We start from the raw sequence: 21,908 nt of genomic DNA, 5'->3' as shown, positions 1-21,908 counted from the left end.
CCATGAGCGATCAGCAGGATCTACCCGAACATCCCGAGGAACACGCCGAAGTCGAGCACCCTGAAGCTTCCAAGCACACCGGCCATAACCTCGCCCTGCCCGGCCAACAACTGCCGGAAAGGGTCTATGTCATCCCGATCCACAACCGCCCGTTCTTCCCCGCGCAAGTGCTGCCGGTCATCGTCAACGAAGAACCCTGGGCTGAAACCCTGGACCTGGTGTCCAAGACGCCCCACCATTCCCTGGCCCTGTTCTTCATGGACACGCCGCCAGAAGATCATCGCCATTTCGACACCTCGGCCCTGCCGCTGTACGGCACCCTGGTCAAGGTGCACCACGCCAGCCGCGAAAACGGTAAATTGCAGTTCGTCGCCCAGGGCCTGACCCGGGTACGCATCCGCACCTGGCTCAAACATCACCGCCCACCTTACCTGGTCGAAGTCGAATACCCGCATCAACCAAGCGAGCCGACCGATGAGGTCAAGGCCTACGGCATGGCCCTGATCAATGCCATCAAAGAGCTGCTGCCGCTCAACCCGCTGTACAGCGAAGAGCTGAAGAACTACCTCAACCGTTTCAGCCCCAACGACCCTTCGCCGTTGACCGACTTCGCCGCCGCACTGACCTCGGCCACCGGCAATCAGTTGCAAGAAGTGCTCGACTGCGTGCCCATGCTCAAGCGTATGGAGAAGGTCTTGCCGATGCTGCGCAAAGAGGTAGAGGTCGCTCACCTGCAAAACGAGATCTCTGCCGAAGTTAACCGGCAGATCGGCGAACATCAGCGCGAATTCTTCCTCAAAGAGCAGCTCAAGGTCATCCAGCAGGAGCTGGGGTTGACCAAGGACGATCGTAGCGCCGACCTCGAACAGTTCGAGCAACGCCTGCAGGGCAAAACCCTGCCACCTGCAGCGCAGAAGCGTATCGACGAAGAAATGAACAAGCTGTCGATCCTCGAGACCGGCTCTCCAGAGTACGCGGTGACGCGCAATTATCTGGACTGGGCTACCGCCCTGCCCTGGGGCGTGTACGGCAAAGACAAGCTCGACCTCAAGCACGCCCGCAAAGTCCTCGACCAGCACCATGCAGGGCTCGACGATATCAAGGACAGGATCCTTGAATTCCTGGCCATCGGCGCCTACAAGGGTGAAATCAGCGGCTCCATCGTCCTCCTGGTTGGCCCACCCGGCGTAGGCAAGACCAGTATCGGCAAATCCATCGCCGAGTCGCTGGGTCGACCGTTCTATCGCTTCAGCGTCGGTGGCATGCGCGACGAGGCCGAGATCAAAGGCCACCGTCGCACCTACATCGGTGCGCAACCAGGCAAGCTGGTGCAAGCGCTCAAGGATGTCGAGGTGATGAACCCGGTGATCATGCTCGACGAGATCGACAAGATGGGCCAGAGCTACCAGGGCGACCCGGCTTCGGCGCTGCTGGAAACCCTCGACCCCGAGCAGAACGTCGACTTCCTTGACCACTACCTGGACCTGCGCCTGGATTTGTCCAAAGTCCTCTTCGTGTGTACCGCCAACACCCTGGATTCGATTCCCGGGCCGCTGCTCGACCGCATGGAAGTCATCCGTCTGTCGGGCTACATCACCGAAGAAAAACTGGCCATCGCCAAACGTCACCTGTGGCCCAAGCAACTGGACAAGGCCGGGGTGGCGAAAACCAGCCTGAGCATCACCGACTCTGCCTTGCGCACGGTAATCGAAGGTTATGCCCGCGAAGCCGGTGTGCGTCAGTTGGAAAAGCAATTGGGCAAGCTGGTACGCAAGGCAGTGGTGCAACTGCTGGAGGACCCCGAGAAGAAGATCAAGATCGGCCCCAAAGACCTCGAAGCCTCGTTGGGCATGCCGGTGTTTCGCAGCGAACAGGTGCTGGCCGGCAAGGGCGTGATCACTGGCCTTGCCTGGACCAGCATGGGCGGCGCCACCCTGCCGATCGAGGCAACGCGCATCCACACCCTCAACCGTGGCTTCAAGCTCACCGGTCAACTGGGTGACGTGATGAAAGAATCCGCGGAAATTGCCTACAGCTATGTCAGCGCCAACCTCAAGCAGTACGGTGGCGACCCAAGCTTTTTCAACGAGGCCTTCATTCATCTGCACGTGCCTGAGGGGGCGACGCCCAAGGACGGCCCGAGTGCAGGGGTAACCATGGCCAGCGCGCTGCTGTCCCTGGCCCGTGATCAAGTCCCGAAAAAAGGGGTAGCCATGACCGGGGAGCTGACCCTGACCGGGCAAGTCCTGCCGATTGGCGGAGTACGTGAGAAGGTGATTGCAGCACGGCGCCAGAAAATCTTCGAGCTGATCCTGCCGGAAGCCAACCGTGGTGACTTCGAAGAGCTGCCCGACTACCTCAAGGAAGGTTTGAGCGTGCACTTCGCCAAGCGTTTCAGTGATGTCGCCAAGGTGCTGTTCTGATCCGTTGACGCGCATCGTGGGGCCAGCCCACTCCTGCCGGTGCGGTGGGAGCGGGCTTGCCCCGCGATCAGCTTCGGTTATGCTGCGCCCTCGACTTTCATCCGGAGCCAACATGACTGCCGCCCGCCTGCTTGTCCCCTTGAGTCTTGCCTTGCTCAGCGCTTGCGCCCAACAGCCGCGCCATACCGTCGAGCTGGAAAAACAAGCTCAATGTCCGCTGCAACTGCAAACCGGCCAGAACCTCACCCTGACCCTGCCCAGCAATCCCAGCACCGGCTACCGCTGGCTGTTGCAGAACCCTGCTGCCGGCATCCTGCGCAGCCTGGGTCCCGAAGTCTACAGCCATCCGGAAGATGCCGGCGTGGTCGGCAGCGCCGGGCAATCGGTGTGGCGCTTCCAGGCTCACGCCGCGGGTGAGGGGCACTTGCTGCTGGTTTACCAACAACCTTGGGCACCCGAAGTGCGTCCAGTACAGACCTTTGACTGCGCCATTAGCGTGAAGTAACGGCGCTGGTCAGGCAGGCCATGCATCTGCCGGCGACTTTGGCTAAAATGCCCGCCTTTTACGCCTAACGCCTGGATTGCCACTGTGAGCAAAGAACCCGACCGCCTATTCGCCCAGCCGCTTGGCCAGGTGCCCGACTTCGCCTTCAATGAAGACGTGGTGCGGGTGTTCCCGGACATGATCAAGCGCTCGGTGCCGGGTTACCCGACCATTGTCGAGAACCTCGGCGTACTGGCGGCGCAGTTCGCGCAACCGAACACCGCGCTGTATGACCTGGGCAGTTCGCTAGGCGCCGTGACTCAAGCCCTGCGCCGGCATGTGCGCAACGACGGTTGCCGGGTCATCGCCGTCGATAACTCCGCCGCCATGGTCGAGCGCTGCCGGCAATACCTCACCGCCCAGGACTCGATGTTCCAGGAATTGCTGCCGGTGGAAGTGATCGAGGCCGACATCCTCGCACTTGAATTCCAGCCTGCCTCGGTAGTGGCGCTGAACTTCACCTTGCAGTTCATTGCCCCCGAGCAACGCCTGGAATTGCTCACCCGCATTCGCGCATCGCTGTTGCCCGGCGGCGCACTGATCCTCTCGGAAAAGCTGCGTTTCAACGATGCGCAAGAACACGCCCTGCTCACCGACCTGCATGTCGCCTTCAAGCGGGCCAATGGCTATAGCGAACTGGAAATTGCCCAGAAGCGTAGCGCCATTGAAAACGTGATGAAACCCGACAGCCTGGAAGAACACCGCGAACGCCTGCTGGCGGCTGGTTTCTCCACGGTCGTGCCCTGGTTCCAATGCCTTAACTTTGCCTCGTTGATTGCCCTGCCATGATTGATCTTTCCTCTCTGGTCCGCCGTCTGGCGGGTACTCCCCTGGCGCAATGGTCGCAAGGCCTGCAAGCGCAACTCGACACCAAAATGGAGAAAGGTCATGGCGACCTTGAGCGCTGGCAAGCCGCGCTAGACGCCCTGCCGGCGCTGGTGCCAAGCACAGTTGACCTGGTCAACGGGCTGAGCCTTGATTGTGCCTGCGACGCCGATACCCGCGAACGCATGCGCCAAGCGTTGATGGGTTTATCGCCGTGGCGTAAAGGCCCATTCGACTTGTTCGGTGTACACGTCGACACCGAGTGGCGCTCCGACTGGAAGTGGTCGCGGGTAGCCCCGCACCTGGACCTCAAGGGCAAGCGTATCCTCGATGTCGGCTGCGGCAACGGCTATTACCAGTGGCGCATGCTCGGTGCCGGTGCCGACAGCGTCATCGGCGTCGACCCCAACTGGCTGTTCTTCTGTCAGTTCCAGGCCGTTCAACGTTACCTGCCAGAACTGCCTGCCTGGCACCTGCCTTTCGCCCTGGAAGACCTGCCGGCCAACCTTGAAGGTTTCGACACAGTGTTCTCCATGGGCGTGTTCTATCATCGCCGCTCGCCCATCGAGCATTTGTTGGCGTTGAAGGATTGCCTGGTCAAAGGTGGCGAGTTGGTGCTGGAAACCCTGGTCATCGAGGGCGACGAAAATCAGGTGCTGGTGCCCGAAGACCGCTACGCGCAGATGCGTAATGTCTGGTTCCTGCCGTCGGTGCCGGCCCTGGAGCGCTGGCTGCGTCGCGCCGGCTTCAGCGATGTGCGCTGCGTCGATGTCAGCGTCACCAGCATCGAGGAGCAACGCAGCACCGAGTGGATGCGTTACCAGTCGCTCAGCGACTTCCTCGACCCCGCCGACCACAGCCGCACCCTTGAAGGCCTGCCGGCGCCACGTCGTGCAGTACTGGTGGCGCGCAAGTAAAAAAAGGCGCCCGAATGGGCGCCTAATATTCACCTTTTCCAAAGGAGCGGGGGAGCTTCAAAGGTGAATGGAGCTACTCTTTAGCGACCTTTTGCTGAACATCCGTGCGCTTCTGGGCGTCGGCGCTAACAACCGCCTGATCCTTGTTGCTGTGGATCTGCTCCTGGCTCAGGCGGAACTTCTCCCAGAACTGTTGTGAACGTTCCGCGCCGCCTTCAGCCAGTGCGGCACCACTGCCTAGGGCCAGAACGCCCATCAGCGCATACTTGATCAGGCTCATGTTGCTCACCTCGTGATTGAATTTCAGTACGGTTCAATCTTACGAAAGGCAAGCTAACGGCAAGGTGAGGCGGACATTACAGTGTTGCAATAAAGGCCCTACAACAGGGTCAGCGGGTACTCAACGATCAGGCGCACTTCGTCAAGATCCGACTCGAACGCCGTGGCGCGAGTGGTGGCCTGACGCATGCGCAGGGACAGGTCTTTGAATGTGCCTGACTGCACCACGTACTTCGCTTCGATATCGCGCTCCCAACGCTTCTGATCCGTCAACGGATTACCTTCGCTGTCTCGACGCATGTACACCCCGTTGGCGTCGCCATAGTCGATGTCACTGCCACGGCCGTAACGAGTCATGAAGGTCAATCCGGGTACGCCATAACTGGCCATGTCCAGGTCGTAACGCAACATCCACGAGCGCTCCTTGGGCGAGTTGAAGTCGCTGTACTGGATCGAGTTGTCGAGGTAGATCGAGTCGGACTGACGCAGGTAGTCGAAGTCGTTGTCGCCTTCGTTGCGTTGATGCGACAACGCCAGGGTGTGGGCGCCATAACTCACACCCACCTTGGCACTCCAGATGTCATTGTCGAAGGTACCCAGCAATTGCTGGCCCTGGTCCTTGGCCTTGTAGTAATTGAAACCGGTAAAGACGTTGACCTGGTCTGAGATCGGGTACTGGTAGCTGACACCCATGTAGTACTGGTCCCAGGCATCTTTCAGGCGACTGCTGTAGAGACTGAGGCTGAGGTTGTCGGTGGCCTGGTAGTCGCCGCCGAAATAACCTAGCCACGGTGAATCGACAGGGCCTGCGTAGAAGGTCTCGAAGCCGTCACGGTTGTTGCTCGAGAGCGGTTGGCTCATGGCATGCAGGCGTCCACCCTGCAGGGAGAGACCTTCCAGCGTGGTGTTTTCCAGGGTCCAGCCCGTGAAGCTTTCCGGCAACAAACGCGAGTCGCCAAAGTGCACCACTGGCGTGGCGGGGAACACGTCGCCCACTTTGATTACAGTGTCGAACAAGCGTGCCTTGAGGGCGCCACCGAGCTTGCTGAAGTCACTTGCCGTGTCACCGTAGCTATCGACCGGCAACATGTCGAACGAACTGCGCCCACCGCTACGACCATCGCCGCTGTCGAGTTTGAGGGCCAGCATGGCATGGGCATCGACGCCAAAGCCGAGGGTGCCCTGGGTGTAACCCGACTCGAAACGTGCGATGAACGCCTGGGCCCAGGCCTCGGCATAGCCCGCCTTGCCGGTGGGTGACTCCCCCCCCTTGCGATAATCGCGATTGAAGTAAAAGTTGCGACTGAGCAGTGTCAGGCTACTGTCTTCGACAAAGCCTTGGGACTGCGTGGTGGCATTGCTTGCAGCACAACTGGCCAGAGCCAGAATGCCAGTTACACAGGCTGTGGTTTTATTCCCCATCTTCAACTCCTGATGATTGGCAGTAATACGCACGACGGCCGCTGATGCGGCCGCCGTGGGTATCCTGACAAGGGTTGAATAACTCGAAGATGAGCGCGAAATTACACTTTCGTCACTTGCGTGGGGGCTTCCTCTTCTTCCTTGCGGTGAGCGCGGTAATACAGCGCCGGCAGCACCAGCAGGGTCAACGCAGTTGAGGAGAGAATCCCGCCGATCACCACTGTCGCCAGTGGACGCTGTACTTCTGCGCCCGTGCCGGTAGCCAGCGCCATCGGGATAAAGCCCAACGACGCCACCAATGCGGTCATCAGCACGGGGCGCAGACGAGTTAGCGCGCCTTCATCAATGGCCTGACGTAGCGTGCGCCCCTGCTCCCGCAAGCCACGGATAAAGGCAATCATCACCAGGCCGTTGAGCACCGCCACGCCAGACAAGGCAATAAACCCCACACCCGCCGAAATCGACAAGGGAATGTCCCGCAACCACAACGCCACAACACCGCCGGTCAAGGCAAAGGGAATGCCGGTGAACACCAGCAAGCCGTCCTTGAGATTGTTGAACATCATGAACAACAAACCGAACACCAACAGCAGCGCTACTGGCACCACCACCTGCAGGCGCTGCGCCGCCGATTGCAGTTGCTCAAACTGGCCACCCCAGCGAATCCAGTAACCGGCCGGAATACTGACCTGGCTGTCGAGACGCTCGCCCGCCTCCTCGACAAACGAACCAATATCGCGGCCACGCACGTTGGCACTGACCACAACCAGCCGCTTGCCGTCCTCGCGGCTGATCTGATTGGGCCCCTGGACCAGCTGCAGGCTGGCGACATCGGCCAGGGTGATGAAGCCAATCTGACCATTGCCGGCAGTGCCCGCCGGCACCGGAACCAATAACTGCGACAGACCGTCGATGTCGGTACGCAAGTTGTCAGACAGGCGCACCACCATGTCGAAGCGTCGGTCCCCCTGGTACAGAGTACCTGCCTGACGGCCGCCCACGGCCACAGCGATCGTGTCTTGCACGTCACCGACATTGAGGCCATAACGCGCCGCCTTGTCGCGATCGACCTCAATGGTCAGCACCGGCAATCCTGAGGTTTGCTCGACCTTGACCTCCGAAGCCCCAGGCACCGCTTGCAAGGTTGCGGCGATCTGCGCCGCGGTACGATTGAGCTGGTCCATGTCGTCGCCGAAAACCTTCACCGCAACGTCACTGCGCACCCCGGAAATCAGCTCGTTGAAACGCAACTGGATGGGTTGTGACAGCTCGTAGTTACTGCCCGGCACCCGCGCACTGGCGCGCTGGATATCGGCGATCAGTTGTTCGCGTGATTTGCTCGGGTCTGGCCATTGGCCCTGTGGCTTGAGCATTACATAGCTGTCGGAAATGTTCGGCGGCATCGGGTCCGAGGCAATCTCGGCCGTGCCGGTACGGGCGAATACCCGCTCAACCTCCGGCACCTGGCTGAGCACGCTCTGTTCCAGACGCTGCTGCAAGGCCACCGACTGGCTCAAACTGGTACCCGGCACGCGCAACGCCTGCAAGGCGAAATCACCTTCACTCAAGCTGGGGACGAATTCGCTGCCCATTCGACTGGCCAACACCCCAGACAACAGGACCATCACCCCAGCCAGGGTGAACGCCAGAGTGCGATGCCCCATGACCCACTGCAACAGCGGCGCATAACCACGCTTGGCGCTGCGCATCAGCAGGTTCTCATCCTCCTTGACCTTACCGGTGACGAACAGGGCAATCGCCGCCGGCACGAAGGTTACCGACAACAGCATCGCCCCGAGCAAGGCAATTACCACGGTGAAGGCCATGGGGTGGAACATTTTGCCCTCGACCCCGCTCAGGGCAAAGATCGGCAGGTACACCACCATGATGATCAGTTGTCCGAAGATCAGAGGACGACGTGCCTCGCGGGCGGCGTTGAACACTTCATGAAAGCGCTCGGAGCGGGTCAGCAGGCGACCATGATGTTGTTGCGCGTGGGCCAGGCGGCGAATGGCGTTCTCGACGATCACTACCGCTCCATCGACGATGATGCCGAAGTCCAAGGCGCCGAGGCTCATCAGGTTGGCGCTGACCTTGTTGCTGAACATACCGGTGAAGGTGAACAGCATCGACAGCGGAATGACCATGGCAGTGATCAGCGCCGCGCGGATGTTGCCGAGGAACAGAAACAGAATGACGATCACCAGGATCGCGCCTTCGATGAGGTTCTTCTTCACCGTGGCGATGGCCTTGTCGACCAGGTTGGTGCGGTCATAGACCGTCACCGCACTGACCCCGGCCGGCAGCGAACGGTTGATCTCCACCAGCTTCTGCGCCACGGCTTGGGACACCGTGCGACTGTTCTCGCCAATCAACATGAACACCGTGCCGAGCACCACTTCGCGGCCGTTCTCAGTCGCCGCGCCACTGCGCAGCTCACGGCCGATACCGACTTCAGCAACGTTGCGCACACGGATCGGCGTACCGTCGATGTTGGCCAGGACGATGTTGGCGATATCTTCGATTCCGGCCAATTGCCCTGGCGCGCGAATCAGCAGCTGTTCGCCGCGACGCTCGATGTAACCGGCACCGACGTTGGCGTTGTTGCGCTCCAGGGCGGTCAGCAAGTCACTCAAGGTCAGCTTGTAGGACGCCAGGCGCTTGGGGTCGGGGGCAATCTGGTATTCCTTGGCGAAGCCACCAATGGTGTTGATCTCCGCCACCCCACGAACATTGCGCAGTTGTGGCTTGATGATCCAGTCCTGGATTTCCCGCAGGTCGGTGGGCGTATACGGGCTACCGTCCGCCTTGCGCGCATCCTCGGCAGCTTCCACGGTCCACAGGAAAATCTCGCCCAGGCCGGTGGAGATCGGTCCCATCGCCGCCTCTACGCCTTCGGGCAATTGCTCCCGGGCTTGCTGCAGACGCTCGTTGACCAACTGGCGGGCGAAGAACAGGTCGGTGCCTTCCTCGAAGATCACCGTCACCTGTGACAGCCCTGAACGCGACAGCGAACGCGTCTGCTCAAGACCGGGCAAACCCGCCATGGCCGTTTCGATGGCGAACGTGATGCGCTGTTCGGTTTCCAGCGGCGAGAAGCCCGCCGCCTGGGTGTTGATCTGGACCTGGACGTTAGTGATGTCGGGGACGGCATCAATCGGCAGTTTCTGGTAGCTGGCAACACCCAGCCCAGCCATCAGCAACACGGCCAGCAGCACCATCAGGCGCTGCTCGATGGCAAATTGAATAAGGCGTTCGAACATAAGAGGTACTCGCGCGGGTCAGTGGGCGTGCTCGGCGCTGGCTTTGCCCAGCTCCGACTTGAGGACGAAGCTGCCCAACGCCGCCACCTGCTGACCGGCTTGCAGGCCCTTGCGGATTTCGACATAGCCGTTGGCACTGCTCCCAAGCTCCACCGCTTGGGCGACAAAGCCTTCGCCAGTGCGCACGAATACCGTGGGTTGTTCTTCGAGGGTCTGGATTGCCTGGTCCGGCACACTCAGGGCCACAGCCAGGTTTTCCGTCGGTACCTGCACCGCCACGAACAGCCCAGGGCGCCAGGCACCCCGCGGGTTGTCGAGGGTGACGCGAACGCTGGCGGTACGGGTCTGCTCGCCGAGCAGGCTGCCGACATGAGTAATCCGCCCTTCCACCTGCTCGCCCAGTTCGCTGGCAACAATGTTCACGGCCATGCCCGCACGGACTTTACCCAAGTCCCGCGGCGCCACGCCGAACGTAGCCCAGACCCGCGACAGGTCGGACAGGGTGAAGGCTGCGCTGGTTTCATTGACGACCTCCCCCGGCACTAGATGCTTTTCAACGATCTGTCCGGCGAATGGAGCACGCAGTTCGTAACGGTTACCGCCTGCCAGCACCGTGGTTCCACTCAGGGCACTGATTTTCTGCCGGGCATTGGCCTGGGCAATTTCAGCCTCTTGCAACGCCTGACGCGCTTGCAGGTAGTCCTGCTCAGCGGAGATACCTTCCTGCCACAAGTCTTTTTCCCGCTGGTAGGTGCTGCGTGCCAGTTCCAGACGGCGCTGGCTCGCAGCCAGTTCACTGCGCTGTTCGGAAATCTGCGGACTGGCGATTACCGCCAGCAGATCACCGGCCTTGACCTGCTGCCCGAGCACCACAGCGACCGACTCGACCACCCCGGCTGCCCTGGGCACCATGTGCGCGGTGCGGTCTTCATCGAAACGGATCTCCCCCGGCAGCGCCAGGGTACGCTGCAATTGCCGTGGACCAACGGCGGCCAACTCGATGCCGGCCAGGTCGATCTGCTCCTGGCTGAGCGTGATCGCGCCCTCCTCCTCGTGACCGGACTCGGCAGAGTCGGCATGGCCGCCCTCGCCTTTCTCTTCATGCTCACCTTCATCGTGTTCATGAGCTGAGGCCGGTGCCACCACCTCTTGCAGCGGACCTTGGCGTGCCAGCAGCACGCCCAGCCCCAGGCCCAGCAACAAGGCCGCGATCAGCAGCATTGTCGACTTCTTGTTCATGCAGACTCCTTAGCACTCACCGTCGGATAAGTGGCTTCGATCAAAAATGGGGGCTTAACGACTGGCCAGGCTCAGATCACCGAAGATCCGTTCCAGGCGCGCCCGAGCCTCGCTCTGCTGGGCCTGCGCCTGGAGGTACTGCAAGCGGGCTGCGACCAGAGTGCGCTGAGCGTCGAGAACATCGAGAAAACTGAACTTGCCGCGCTCAAAGCCGCGGGTGGCAGCCTCTACTGCTTGTTGCGCCGAAGACAGGATCGAGCGGTCGAAGGCTTGCACCTCCTGGGCTGCAGTGCCCCATTGCGCCAGGGCCTGGACCACTTCGCTACGCAGGCGCAGTTCGGCGCCGTTGCGCTGATCACGGGCCTGATCGGCCCGACGGGCTGCAGCCAGAACATTGCCCTGGTTACGGTCGAACAAGGGGATAGGCATCGACACACCAACGACATTAATGCGTTCGCGATCGGTCTCGCTGTACTGGCTGCCGACACTAACCGTCAGATCTGGAACCCGCTGGGTACGGGCAAGATCGAGTGCGGCCTCTCGCTGGTCGATCTGCAACCGCGCCAGGCGCATGTCCGGCGTCTGCTCCAGACGCTCGAGCAACTGCGTGCGACTCGGCATGGCTGGGGTGTCAGCGCTGGCCTTCTCGACCCGGCTGAACGGCGCCATAGATGCGCCCGTCGCCGCCGCCAATTGCTGGTAGGCGACCGTCAATGCCTGTTCGGCCCGACCTTGCTCCAGGCGCACCTCGGACACCTGCACCTGAGCCCGGGTTGCCTCTACCGGCGAGGCACTGCCCGCCTTGACCCGCCCTTGCACCACCTGCAGGCCGCGTTCACTCAAGCGCAATGACTCCTCGGCCAATTGCAGTCCTTCCTGGGCTTGCACCGCTGCCTGAAAGGCGCCGAAAACCTCTGCGCGCAAGACGTTGCGCTGACGCTCAAGCTCCAGTGCTGCCAGTTCTGCATCGCGCCCCGCCAGGCTCAACCGCGCGCCGCGCTTGCCACCCAATTCGAACATCTGGCTGACACTGACGGTGGTGGTCTGCGAGCCGGACCGGGTGTCTTCCATTTCCCAGCCCACTTCCGGGTTGGGCAATACCCCGGCCTGAATTCGCTCGCCTTCGGCGATATCGATGCCCCAACGCGCCGCGGCCAGTTCCGGGTTGTTGTCCCAGGCTGTGCGCAGGGCACTGTCGAGGGTCAACACGCTAGCTTGCGCCAAGGCCAACGAGGGCAAGACCAGTAGCAGCGCCGTCAGCAGAATGCGGCCACGGCCTGTGCCGGGCCGGTCCAGAGTGCAAAACATGAGGGACTCCTGCGCCTTTTTCGGAGCCCGCACTGTAGTAATCGAGGTTTATCTCCAAGATGACTCGAAAATTACAAATCTGTAATCCAGCCGCTGCCGTACACAAGATGACTTAGTATCCGCCGCTCGCTGCACCTGCGGCGCTTGACCCTACAGTTACTTCAGGGTTGAGAATCACCGCTTTTTCCATCACCGGGTCATTTCATGCGTTTACTGATTATCGAGGACGAGCTCCGCACCGCCGACTACCTGCAACAGGGCTTGAGCGAGAACGGCTACATCGTCGATTGCGCACACAGCGGTGCCGACGGCCTGCACCTGGCTCGCCAGCAGGCTTACGACCTGATCATTCTCGACGTCAACCTGCCTGAGCTCGATGGCTGGACCGTGCTCCAGCGCCTGCGCGCCGACTCCAGCACACGGATCATGATGCTCACCGCCCATGGTCGCCTGTCAGACCGGGTCAGGGGCCTGGACCTGGGTGCTGACGACTATCTGCTCAAGCCCTTCGAATTCCCCGAACTGCTGGCACGGATCCGCAGCCTGTTGCGCCGCAACGATCAGGCCCTGCAGCCGAACACCTTGAAAGTCGCCGACCTGGAGCTGGACCCCGGTCGTCACCGCGCCTACCGCAACGGCCAGCGTATCGACCTGACAGCCAAAGAATTCGCCCTGCTGCACCTACTGATGCGCCAGAGCGGCGAAGTGCTGTCGCGGACACAGATCATCTCGCTGGTCTGGGACATGAACTTCGACTGCGACACCAACGTCGTGGAAGTCTCGATCCGCCGCTTGCGGGCCAAAATCGATGATCCCTTCGACAACAAGCTGATCCATACCCTGCGTGGCGTTGGCTATGTGCTTGAGGCCCGCGAATGAAACCGGCGCGACTGTCCCTGCGCCTGGGGTTAAGCGTCAGCCTGATGGGCGCAGCCCTGGTGCTGCTGCTGGCGTGCCTGGCGGTACTGGCTTTGGACCATGAGCTGAACAGCCGGGCGCGCAAGAGCCTGACGGCGAAGATGGGGCAAATCGAACATGGCCTGAACATCGATCTCAAGAACGGTGATCTGCAAACCTCTGCACATCCGCTACTGGATGTGGTGATGGGGCACGACAACCTGAGCCTAAGCGTGATCGCCCTGACGGGCCGCCATTCCGCCCTGTTGACCTTAGGACCGGGGCTTGAAGCCGATGCCCTGATGCAAATCCCCGGCAGTACGCAACTGTCTTTCCATCAATGGCGTGACAGCGCAGACAATCACCTGCTCACCGCCTCCCGACTGATGCGCCTGCAAGATGGCACCGATGTACGTGTGCTGCTGACAGTCAACCTCGCTGATGACCACAGCCTGTTGCAGGCTTACTTGCGCTCAACGTTGCTAGCCCTGCCGTTACTGGTGCTACTAATCGGCTTCGGTGCCTGGAAGCTGGTTCAACGTGGGCTGATGCCACTGCGCCGGTTCCGCCACATCGCCGAACAGGTGTCTGCCCAACAACTGGCCTTGCGCCTACCGGTAAATGATTTGCCGCAGGAACTGAGTGAACTGGCCATCACTATCAACGTCATGCTCGACCGTCTTGATGACGGCGTGCAGCAACTCTCGCAATTCTCTGATGATCTCGCCCACGAGCTACGCACCCCCATCGGTAACCTGATGGGCAAAGCTCAAGTCACCCTGGCCCGTGAGCGCCCGGTGGAACAATACAAAGACGCGCTGGAAGCCAGCATTGAAGAACTGACCCGGCTCAACCGGATTATCAACGACATGCTGTTTCTCGCCCAGGTCAGTCAGCCGCAGACCCAGGTAGCCCTCAAGCCGGTGAATCTGGCCGATGAAGCCAAACGCGTCAGTGAACTGTTTGAATTCAGCAGCGAACAAAAAGGCATCACTCTACGTTTACACGGTTGGGGCACCGTCATAGCTGATCGCCTGATGGTGCAGCGGGCGCTGTCGAACCTGTTGAGCAATGCCATCCGTCATAGTCCCGAGGCGTTGCCGATTGACATCGCAATCGAGCGCTGCGGTGATGAAGTACGGTTGTCGGTGGAGAACCGCGGGCCGGGTATTGAACAGACGCATTTGCCGTATCTGTTCGAGCGGTTTTACCGAGCAGGCTCAGGGCGCTGTCGACTGGAAGGCGGGACTGGCTTGGGATTGGCGATCGTGAAGTCGATCATGGACGTGCATGGCGGGCGGGTTGAGGTGAAGAGCGCGTTGAACGGGTTGACCCGCTTCAGCCTGGTTTTTACTCAGACCTCATGAACGTGGGAGCGGATAAATCCGCTCCCACGACTCAGTTCAGGTTTATCCGTGGCGACTCGCCGCCATGATCAACGCTTTCATCTCCGCCACCGCCGACTTGAAGCCGACAAACAGTGCATGGGCCACCAGTGCATGACCAATGTTCAGCTCGTTGATGCCCTTGATCGCAGCAACGGCTTCAACGTTGTGGTAATGCAGGCCATGGCCGGCATTGACGATCAAGCCCTGGGCCAAACCAAAGGCCACACCATCGGCGACGCGCTTGAGCTCTTCAGCAACCTCGGTCGGGGTCTGAGCATCCGCATAACGGCCAGTGTGCAATTCGATCGCTGGGGCACCCACGCGGCGTGATGCTTCGATCTGTCGTTCATCGGCGTCGATGAACAGGGAAACTTCCGAGCCCATGCGCGACAACCGCTCAACTGCCGCCTTGATCCGCGCCTCCTGGCCGGCCACGTCCAGGCCACCTTCAGTGGTCAGCTCCTGACGGGTTTCCGGTACCAGGCAAATGTGCGCCGGACGGATACGTTCGGCAAAGGCCATCATTTCTTCGGTGACGCCCATTTCGAAGTTCATGCGTGTTTGCAGCACGTCCTTGAGCACCAGTACGTCGCGCTCCTGGATATGCCGACGGTCTTCGCGCAGGTGCACGGTGATGCCGTCGGCGCCCGCCTCTTCGGCGTCCAGCGCGGCCTTGACCGGGTCGGGGTAGCGCGTACCACGCGCTTGGCGCAGGGTCGCCACGTGGTCGATGTTCACGCCGAGGAGCATGCGGTTGCTTTGAGTCACGAAGAGGCTCTCCTGAAGATTGAGCCTGACAGCATACGACGTGCTCAGCGCTTGCGAAACAGTTCGCGACTGACCAATGGCCGTCCGCCCAGATGCACGGCCAGCGCCTGACGCATCAAACGCTTGGCCGCACTCAAGGCGCCAGGTACATTCCAGTCGGCCTCAGCCATGGCGGCAAGCGCTTCACCGCGGAACAATCCGGGTTGCAGCAAGTACACGCGCTCAAGCCCAGCGTCTACCTGCAGGCGGTACAGGCCGTCCATCACCAGCGGCTCGCCATTGACGTCCTGGTCCAGGGCGAAGGCATAGCCAAGCTCATCGAGCACACGCCATTCAAAGGCGCGCAGCAGCGGCTCAAGAGGCCGGCCGGCAGCCAGCGCCTGCAAGGTGGCCGCGTAATGCGCGAACAGAACGGGCTGCGGATCCTCAGCGGGCAACAGGCGAATCAGCAGTTCGTTGAGGTACAGGCCGCTGAACAAGGCATCGCCATTGAGCCAGACGGCCACGCCGACACTGTCCAGACGGCCGACCGTCTTCAGCTCGCCGCGTCCGCGAAACTCGACTTCAAGGGGGACGAAGGGGCGCGCCTGGCTGCCACCCTTGCCGCGAGCACGGCGCAATACGGCGCGCAGGCGACCTTGCGGGGTGAGGAAGTCCACCAGCGCACTGGTTTCACGATAGGCCCGGCTGTGCAGCACGTAGGCCGGTTGGCCAATTGGCAGGTCCATGAGCGGCGCTTTCGAAGAGGTTCGACCCGACAGCGGACGCTGCCGGGCCTGATGCAATCAGAGGTCGCCGTAGCCCAGTGAACGCAGGGCGCGTTCGTCGTCGGACCAGCCACCCTTGACCTTGACCCAGAGGTTGAGCATGACCTTGGCGTCGAACAGCACTTCCATGTCCTTGCGCGCTTCGGAACCAATGCGCTTGATGCGCTCGCCCTTGTCGCCAATGATGATCTTCTTCTGACCGTCACGTTCGACCAGAATCAGTGCATGGATGTGCAGGATCTTGCCCTGCTGCTTGAACTCTTCGATTTCCACGGTGATCTGGTACGGCAGCTCAGCACCCAACTGGCGCATGATCTTTTCGCGGACCAACTCAGCTGCCAGGAAGCGGCTGCTGCGGTCGGTGATCTGATCTTCCGGGAAGAAGTGATCGTTTTCGGGCAGGTGCTTGGCGATCAGGCCTTCCAGCGCGTCGAGGTTGTGCCCCTGCTGGGCGGAGATCGGCACGATCTCGGCGTTCGGCAGTTGCTCCTGCAGCCACTGCAGGTGCGGGATCAAATCGCCTTTCTCTTCGATTCGGTCGGTCTTGTTGATCGCCAGGATCACCGGGCCCTGCACATATTGCACACGCTCCAGCACCAGCTGGTCTTCGTCGGTCCACTTGGTGCGGTCGACCACGAAGATCACCACATCGACGTCCTTGAGGGCGGCCGAGGCGGTCCGGTTCATGTAACGGTTGAGGGCCTTTTCGTTGCCCTTGTGCATACCTGGGGTATCGACGTAAATCGCCTGGATATCACCCTCGGTCTTGATCCCCAGCATGTTGTGGCGGGTGGTCTGCGGCTTGCGCGAGGTGATCGCCAGCTTCTGGCCGAGGATGTGGTTGAGCAGGGTCGACTTGCCGACGTTCGGGCGGCCGACAATGGCGACGTAGCCGCAGCGAGTAGTATTCGAATCAGTCATTGCCATTCTCCACGCCCAGGGCGATCAGTGCTGCAGCGGCCGCTACTTGCTCGGCGATACGCCGGCTAACGCCCTGCCCTCGGCTTTTTTCAGTCAAAAGGGTCACTTCGCATTCGACGAAAAACGTCCGGCAATGAGGTTCACCTTGAATATCCACCACTTCGTAACGCGGCAGGTCGCAGGCCCGCGACTGCAGGAATTCCTGCAGACGGGTTTTCGGGTCCTTGTTGGTATCGACCAGGGTCAGGCTCTCGAACTCACCGGTCAGCCAGGCCAGCACACGCTCGCGCGCGGTCTGCATGTCCGAATCCAGGTAGATCGCGCCGATCAACGCCTCAAGGGCGTCAGCCAGGATCGATTCGCGGCGAAAACCACCGCTTTTCAGTTCACCGGAGCCCAGGCGCAGGTACTCGCCGAGGTCGAAACCACGGGCCAGCACAGCCAAAGTCTCGCCCTTGACCAAGCGCGCGCGCAAGCGCGACAACTGGCCTTCACGGGCCTGTGGAAAGCGCTCGAACAGCGCCTCACCGGCGACAAAGTTGAGGATCGCATCGCCGAGAAACTCGAGGCGTTCGTTATTGCGCCCAGCAAAACTGCGGTGCGTCAGGGCCAGTAGCATCAGCTCCTGGTTCTTGAAGGTGTAACCGAGCTGGCGCTCGAGGCGGCTCAAAGAAACGCTCACAGTGTACCCACGCGCAGTTCGTGGTCGATATTCAACGCTTTGTTCAAATCAAAATCCTGAAAGACTGTTTGGCTCATGCCCACCGGCACCGGCGACGCAGGCGGATCTGGTGATCCCTCTGAACTAGCCTATGCCAGAAATGCATTCGGCGCTGTCCCAGGACAGCGCCGTTGTGGTGTTACTTGATCAGACCGACCCGCGAAAGGTTGGGGAAGTGGCTGAGCTTAGGCTCTGGCCAGCTCATCCACACCGCGAAGGCCTTGCCGACGATGTTCTGGTCCGGGACCATGCCATGCAGCGCCTTGGGAATATTGGGATCATCCCAGTAACGGCTGTCGTTGGAGTTGTCGCGGTTGTCACCCATCATGAAGTAATGGCCGGCCGGGACTGTCCATTGCTGGTCAGGCGGCATGCGATAACGGCTCATTTCCTTGCGGATCAGGTGCTCGGCTTCGCCGAGCTTTTCCTTGTACAGCTCAGCACTGCCCAGGGTACCTGGTTCGGTGCCTACCAACTGCTCGGCAATCGGCTTGCCATTGACGAACAGCTTCTTGTCGCTGGTGTAGCGAATCTGATCGCCCGGCAAGCCAACCACACGCTTGATGTAGTTGACGTTCGGGTCGCTCGGATAGCGGAACACCATGACGTCGCCGCGCTGCGGGTCACCGATCTCGATGACCTTCTTGTCAATCACCGGCAGGCGAATGCCGTAGGAGAACTTGTTCACCAGGATGAAATCGCCCACTTCCAGGGTCGGCTTCATCGATCCCGACGGGATCTGGAAAGGCTCGACCAGGAACGAACGCAACACCAGGACAATGAACAGCACCGGGAAGAACGACTTGCCGTACTCAACCAGCAACGGCTCCTTGTTCAACTGCTCGACCACTGCCATTTCGGGCTGGCTGACGCTGCCCTGATAGTTGGCAATTGCCGAACGCCGGCGCGGCGCCAGGAACAGCAAATCGACCAGGGCCAACAGACCGCAGACGGCAACGGCGATGACTAGCAACAGCGGGAAATTTAGCGACATAGGACCTAATTATTCCAACCTGAGCACGGCGAGGAAGGCTTCTTGTGGAATTTCCACGTTACCAACCTGTTTCATGCGTTTCTTACCGGCCTTCTGCTTCTCCAACAGCTTGCGCTTACGGCTCACGTCACCACCGTAGCATTTGGCCAGTACGTTCTTTCTGAGCGCCTTGACAGTGGTTCGCGCCACAATCTGCCCACCAATGGCGGCCTGGATTGCCACGTCGAACATCTGCCGAGGAATCAGTTCCTTCATCTTCTCAGTCAATGCGCGGCCCTTATAGTGCGCATTGTCACGGTGCACGATCAGCGCCAGGGCGTCGACCTTGTCACCGTTGATCAGTACATCGAGTTTGACCAGGTTGGCCGACTGGTAACGGTCGAAATGGTAGTCCAGCGAGGCATAACCACGGCTGGTGGATTTCAGACGGTCAAAGAAGTCCAGTACCACTTCGTTCATCGGCAGGTCGTAACGTACTTGCACCTGCGAACCGAGGAACTGCATGTCGCGCTGTACGCCACGCTTCTCGATGCACAGGGTAATGACGTTGCCCAGGTGCTCTTGAGGCACAAGGATGGTGGCCGAAACGATCGGCTCACGGAAATCTTCGACCGAGGACACATCCGGCAGCTTCGACGGGTTGTCGACGTAGATGGTTTCGCCGGTCTTGAGCTTGACCTCAAAGATTACGCTTGGCGCGGTGGTGATCAGGTCCAGGTCATATTCGCGCTCCAGGCGCTCCTGGATGATCTCCATGTGCAGCATGCCAAGGAAACCGCAACGGAAGCCGAAGCCCAGGGCATCGGAGCTTTCCGGCAGGTACTGCAACGACGAGTCGTTCAGGGTCAGCTTCTGCAATGCATCACGAAAATCTTCGAAATCATCGGAACTGACCGGGAACAGGCCGGCATAAACTTGTGGCTGAATACGTTTGAAACCCGGCAGCACTTCGACTTCAGGGGTGGTGTTCAGGGTCAGTGTGTCACCGACCGGAGCGCCGTGAATGTCCTTGATGCTGGCGATGATGAAGCCTACTTCACCGGCTTTGAGGTCAGCGGTCTGGGTGTGCTTCGGGGTGAATACACCGACGCTGTCGACCAGGTGCACCTTGCCGGTGGACTTGACCAGAATCTTGTCGCCCTTCTTCACCCGGCCATGACGCACACGTACCAGGGACACAACGCCCAGGTAGTTGTCGAACCAGGAATCGATGATCAGCGCCTGCAGCGGCGCCTCGATGTCACCGGTCGGAGCGGGGATGGTCTGCACCAGGCGCTCGAGCACCTCGTCCACACCCATACCGCTCTTGGCGCTGCAGGCCACGGCGTCGGTAGCATCAATGCCGATGATCTTCTCGATCTCGTCCTTGACCTTGTCCGGGTCAGCCTGGGGCAGGTCCATCTTGTTCAGTACCGGCATGACCTCAAGGCCCTGCTCGATGGCGGTGTAGCAGTTGGCAACCGATTGAGCTTCAACGCCCTGACCGGCGTCGACCACCAGCAATGCACCCTCGCACGCCGCCAGGGAACGGCTGACTTCATAGGTGAAGTCAACGTGGCCAGGGGTGTCAATGAAGTTCAGCTGGTAGGTTTTGCCGTCCTGCGCCTTGTAGTGCAGGGTGACGCTGTGAGCCTTGATGGTGATACCGCGCTCACGCTCCAGGTCCATGGAATCGAGTACCTGGGCTTCCATTTCACGCGCAGACAGGCCACCGCACATCTGAATGAAGCGGTCGGCCAGGGTCGACTTGCCATGGTCAATGTGGGCGATGATGGAGAAATTGCGGATATGACTCAAATCACTCACGGGTCAACACTCAAAAAGGCTGCGGGCCGGACGCCCACCGAAAAATAGCCGGGAATTGTACCTGAAGCCTGTGCAAGCTGCCACGCCCACCCACTAACCATTAGACGTTGATGTGGTTGTGTTACTCGATTCGTAGGCTCACCCCTAGTATTTCTGCCAGTTTAGCGACCTCATTCAGGCGCATAAGCTCATGGCTCACACACCCGGAGCCTTCCCATGAACATTTCGACACAACCGGCTGGCAACTACGATCCCACGTTCGGTGACCTGGGCCGAGCAGAGCTATCGCTATTGGGCTGGCAAGGACTGAATATCACAGGTATTGCCCTTCAGCAGGAGAATATTCTCGCCAGCGCTCTGGCAATCGACAACACGGGTAGACGGCACTACGCCATGGCCCGTTTTACCAAAGACGGAAAAATCGATGAGAATTTCGCCGAAAAAGGCATGAAAACCGGGCTATTTAAACTCGACGAACAGTCCTCCAGCGAAGCCGTGGCAGTGACAGAAGAGGGCCACATCCTGTTACTAGGTTGGAGTGTCGCCCCAGGCTCTCAACAGGTAAAGCCCGTTATCGGCTGCTGGTTCAACCCCGACGGCAAAGGCCCCGCTCAAACCTTCTGGCTGAGTATTCCAAGCGACACTGGACTGGTGATTGGCAAAAATCGGTTGACGGTCAATGCCCAGCATCTGCTGGCGAGCATCAATCTCCGCGCCACTCAAGACCGCCCCCGCACCGCCAGAGTCTATCGTCTGGGCCTGGACGGCAAGCCTGGATTTGGCTCGCTTGAGTTCATCGAAATTCTCCCGGACGATCATGACGTTTCGATTTCTGGCCTGGTGCAGTTACCTGATACCTTTCTTGTCTCAGGAACGCTGGCACTTGAGAAACCAGAACAGCGAGGTTTTATCGCCCGCTATCGCAACGACGGAACGCTGGACTCCTCTTTTGGTGCTGATGGGGTCCTCAGGTTGCGCGCCGCCGAACAACCCACAGCACTCAATCAACTTTTACAGCGACCAAATGGGAAGCTCATCATCACGGGCTTCGCCTATGCTGGCACTTCAGGCAAGAATCACGCCTTGCTTTGGCAGTTCACGCAGCACGGCACACCTGACCCGGACTTCAACAAGGGCGAACCGGTCCTGACAGATCTTTCCCCTGGGCACCACAGCAGGTGGTACAGCATGACCCTGCAGCCTGATGACAAGCTCGTGGCACTTGGTGAGGGGAATAGAATCCAGTACATGCGATTCATGCCAAACGGCACGATGGATGAGCAATACCAGCCTTATGACGGGCTTGTCGGCATTACTGATGGAATCGGCTGCCTTACCCGTTCGAGTAGCACTTTGCTTGGTTTCAACTCAACAGCGGCTACCGGTGTGATTGGGACCGTGATGTCCATTTTCAGTTAGGCACATG

At 60.2% G+C, this 21,908-nt stretch carries 18 protein-coding genes; 7 read left to right on the top strand and 11 right to left on the bottom strand.

From position 1 onward, the window contains the following. The first annotated feature begins 2 nt into the window (after positions 1-2). The 4 genes from lon to cmoB all read left to right on the top strand — a co-directional run bounded on the left by lon (position 3) and on the right by cmoB (position 4,709). Entirely contained in the window at positions 3-2,423 is a 2,421-nt protein-coding gene (gene lon, locus CX511_RS06130) for an endopeptidase La (RefSeq protein WP_045185677.1), read from the top strand. A 112-nt stretch (positions 2,424-2,535) separates the two neighbouring features. After that, positions 2,536-2,928, top strand: coding sequence for a protease inhibitor I42 family protein (locus CX511_RS06125; protein WP_045185675.1), 393 nt, complete (start codon positions 2,536-2,538; stop codon positions 2,926-2,928). A gap of 84 nt (positions 2,929-3,012) precedes the next feature. Beyond that, complete coding sequence (cmoA, locus tag CX511_RS06120; protein WP_045185673.1) at positions 3,013-3,756, top strand: carboxy-S-adenosyl-L-methionine synthase CmoA; 744 nt, start codon at positions 3,013-3,015, stop codon at positions 3,754-3,756. Further along, positions 3,753-4,709: a tRNA 5-methoxyuridine(34)/uridine 5-oxyacetic acid(34) synthase CmoB gene (cmoB, locus tag CX511_RS06115; RefSeq protein ID WP_101293706.1), complete on the top strand. Its 957-nt coding sequence runs from the start codon at positions 3,753-3,755 to the stop codon at positions 4,707-4,709. Before cmoA ends, cmoB begins: the two co-directional genes overlap by 4 nt. A 73-nt stretch (positions 4,710-4,782) precedes the next feature. Here the strand turns inward: cmoB and CX511_RS06110 are convergent, their stop codons facing one another. The 5 genes from CX511_RS06110 to CX511_RS06090 all read right to left on the bottom strand — a co-directional run bounded on the left by CX511_RS06110 (position 4,783) and on the right by CX511_RS06090 (position 12,220). Then, entirely contained in the window at positions 4,783-4,989 is a 207-nt protein-coding gene (locus tag CX511_RS06110; RefSeq protein ID WP_045185669.1) for a hypothetical protein, read from the bottom strand. A 98-nt stretch (positions 4,990-5,087) separates the two neighbouring features. Continuing rightward, positions 5,088-6,410 (bottom strand): OprD family porin, encoded by a 1,323-nt coding sequence (locus tag CX511_RS06105; protein WP_101293707.1) that lies wholly within the window; start codon positions 6,408-6,410, stop codon positions 5,088-5,090. A gap of 101 nt (positions 6,411-6,511) precedes the next feature. Beyond that, positions 6,512-9,673, bottom strand: a complete 3,162-nt coding sequence (locus tag CX511_RS06100; RefSeq protein WP_045185667.1) for an efflux RND transporter permease subunit — start codon at positions 9,671-9,673, stop codon at positions 6,512-6,514. Positions 9,674-9,691: 18 nt separating this feature from the next. After that, positions 9,692-10,912: an efflux RND transporter periplasmic adaptor subunit gene (locus CX511_RS06095; protein WP_101293708.1), complete on the bottom strand. Its 1,221-nt coding sequence runs from the start codon at positions 10,910-10,912 to the stop codon at positions 9,692-9,694. A 54-nt stretch (positions 10,913-10,966) separates the two neighbouring features. Then, positions 10,967-12,220 carry a TolC family protein gene (locus CX511_RS06090; protein WP_101293709.1) on the bottom strand — a complete coding sequence of 418 codons (1,254 nt, stop codon included), beginning with the start codon at positions 12,218-12,220 and terminating at the stop codon, positions 10,967-10,969. A 204-nt stretch (positions 12,221-12,424) separates the two neighbouring features. Between CX511_RS06090 and CX511_RS06085 the strand changes: the two genes are divergently transcribed. Both CX511_RS06085 and CX511_RS06080 read left to right on the top strand, forming a co-directional pair. After that, positions 12,425-13,099 (top strand): heavy metal response regulator transcription factor, encoded by a 675-nt coding sequence (locus CX511_RS06085; RefSeq protein WP_045185662.1) that lies wholly within the window; start codon positions 12,425-12,427, stop codon positions 13,097-13,099. Continuing rightward, positions 13,096-14,484 carry a heavy metal sensor histidine kinase gene (locus CX511_RS06080; protein ID WP_101293710.1) on the top strand — a complete coding sequence of 463 codons (1,389 nt, stop codon included), beginning with the start codon at positions 13,096-13,098 and terminating at the stop codon, positions 14,482-14,484. Before CX511_RS06085 ends, CX511_RS06080 begins: the two co-directional genes overlap by 4 nt. 42 nt (positions 14,485-14,526) lie before the next feature. Here the strand turns inward: CX511_RS06080 and pdxJ are convergent, their stop codons facing one another. From pdxJ to lepA, 6 genes are all read right to left on the bottom strand, one after another. Beyond that, a complete protein-coding gene (pdxJ, locus tag CX511_RS06075; RefSeq protein ID WP_305777790.1) occupies positions 14,527-15,255 on the bottom strand; it encodes a pyridoxine 5'-phosphate synthase in 729 nt (242 codons plus the stop codon). Positions 15,256-15,317: 62 nt separating this feature from the next. Beyond that, complete coding sequence (recO, locus tag CX511_RS06070) at positions 15,318-16,001, bottom strand: DNA repair protein RecO (RefSeq protein ID WP_045185656.1); 684 nt, start codon at positions 15,999-16,001, stop codon at positions 15,318-15,320. A gap of 57 nt (positions 16,002-16,058) precedes the next feature. Further along, positions 16,059-16,961 (bottom strand): GTPase Era, encoded by a 903-nt coding sequence (era, locus tag CX511_RS06065; RefSeq protein WP_045185654.1) that lies wholly within the window; start codon positions 16,959-16,961, stop codon positions 16,059-16,061. Next, complete coding sequence (gene rnc / locus CX511_RS06060) at positions 16,954-17,643, bottom strand: ribonuclease III (protein WP_045185653.1); 690 nt, start codon at positions 17,641-17,643, stop codon at positions 16,954-16,956. The genes era and rnc overlap by 8 nt, the downstream gene beginning before the upstream one ends. Before the next feature lie 178 nt (positions 17,644-17,821). After that, positions 17,822-18,676: a signal peptidase I gene (gene lepB, locus CX511_RS06055; protein ID WP_045185651.1), complete on the bottom strand. Its 855-nt coding sequence runs from the start codon at positions 18,674-18,676 to the stop codon at positions 17,822-17,824. Positions 18,677-18,685: 9 nt separating this feature from the next. Then, positions 18,686-20,482, bottom strand: coding sequence for a translation elongation factor 4 (gene lepA, locus CX511_RS06050; RefSeq protein WP_045185649.1), 1,797 nt, complete (start codon positions 20,480-20,482; stop codon positions 18,686-18,688). Between the two features lie 216 nt (positions 20,483-20,698). Between lepA and CX511_RS06045 the strand changes: the two genes are divergently transcribed. Continuing rightward, a complete protein-coding gene (locus CX511_RS06045; protein WP_101293711.1) occupies positions 20,699-21,901 on the top strand; it encodes a hypothetical protein in 1,203 nt (400 codons plus the stop codon). Positions 21,902-21,908 lie beyond the last annotated feature (7 nt).

Origin of the sequence: Pseudomonas sp. S06B 330, from assembly GCF_002845275.2 — a bacterium.
Lineage (GTDB): Bacteria > Pseudomonadota > Gammaproteobacteria > Pseudomonadales > Pseudomonadaceae > Aquipseudomonas.
Note: the sequence above shows the minus strand (reverse complement) of the source record. Positions and strands in the feature narration are given on the sequence as shown.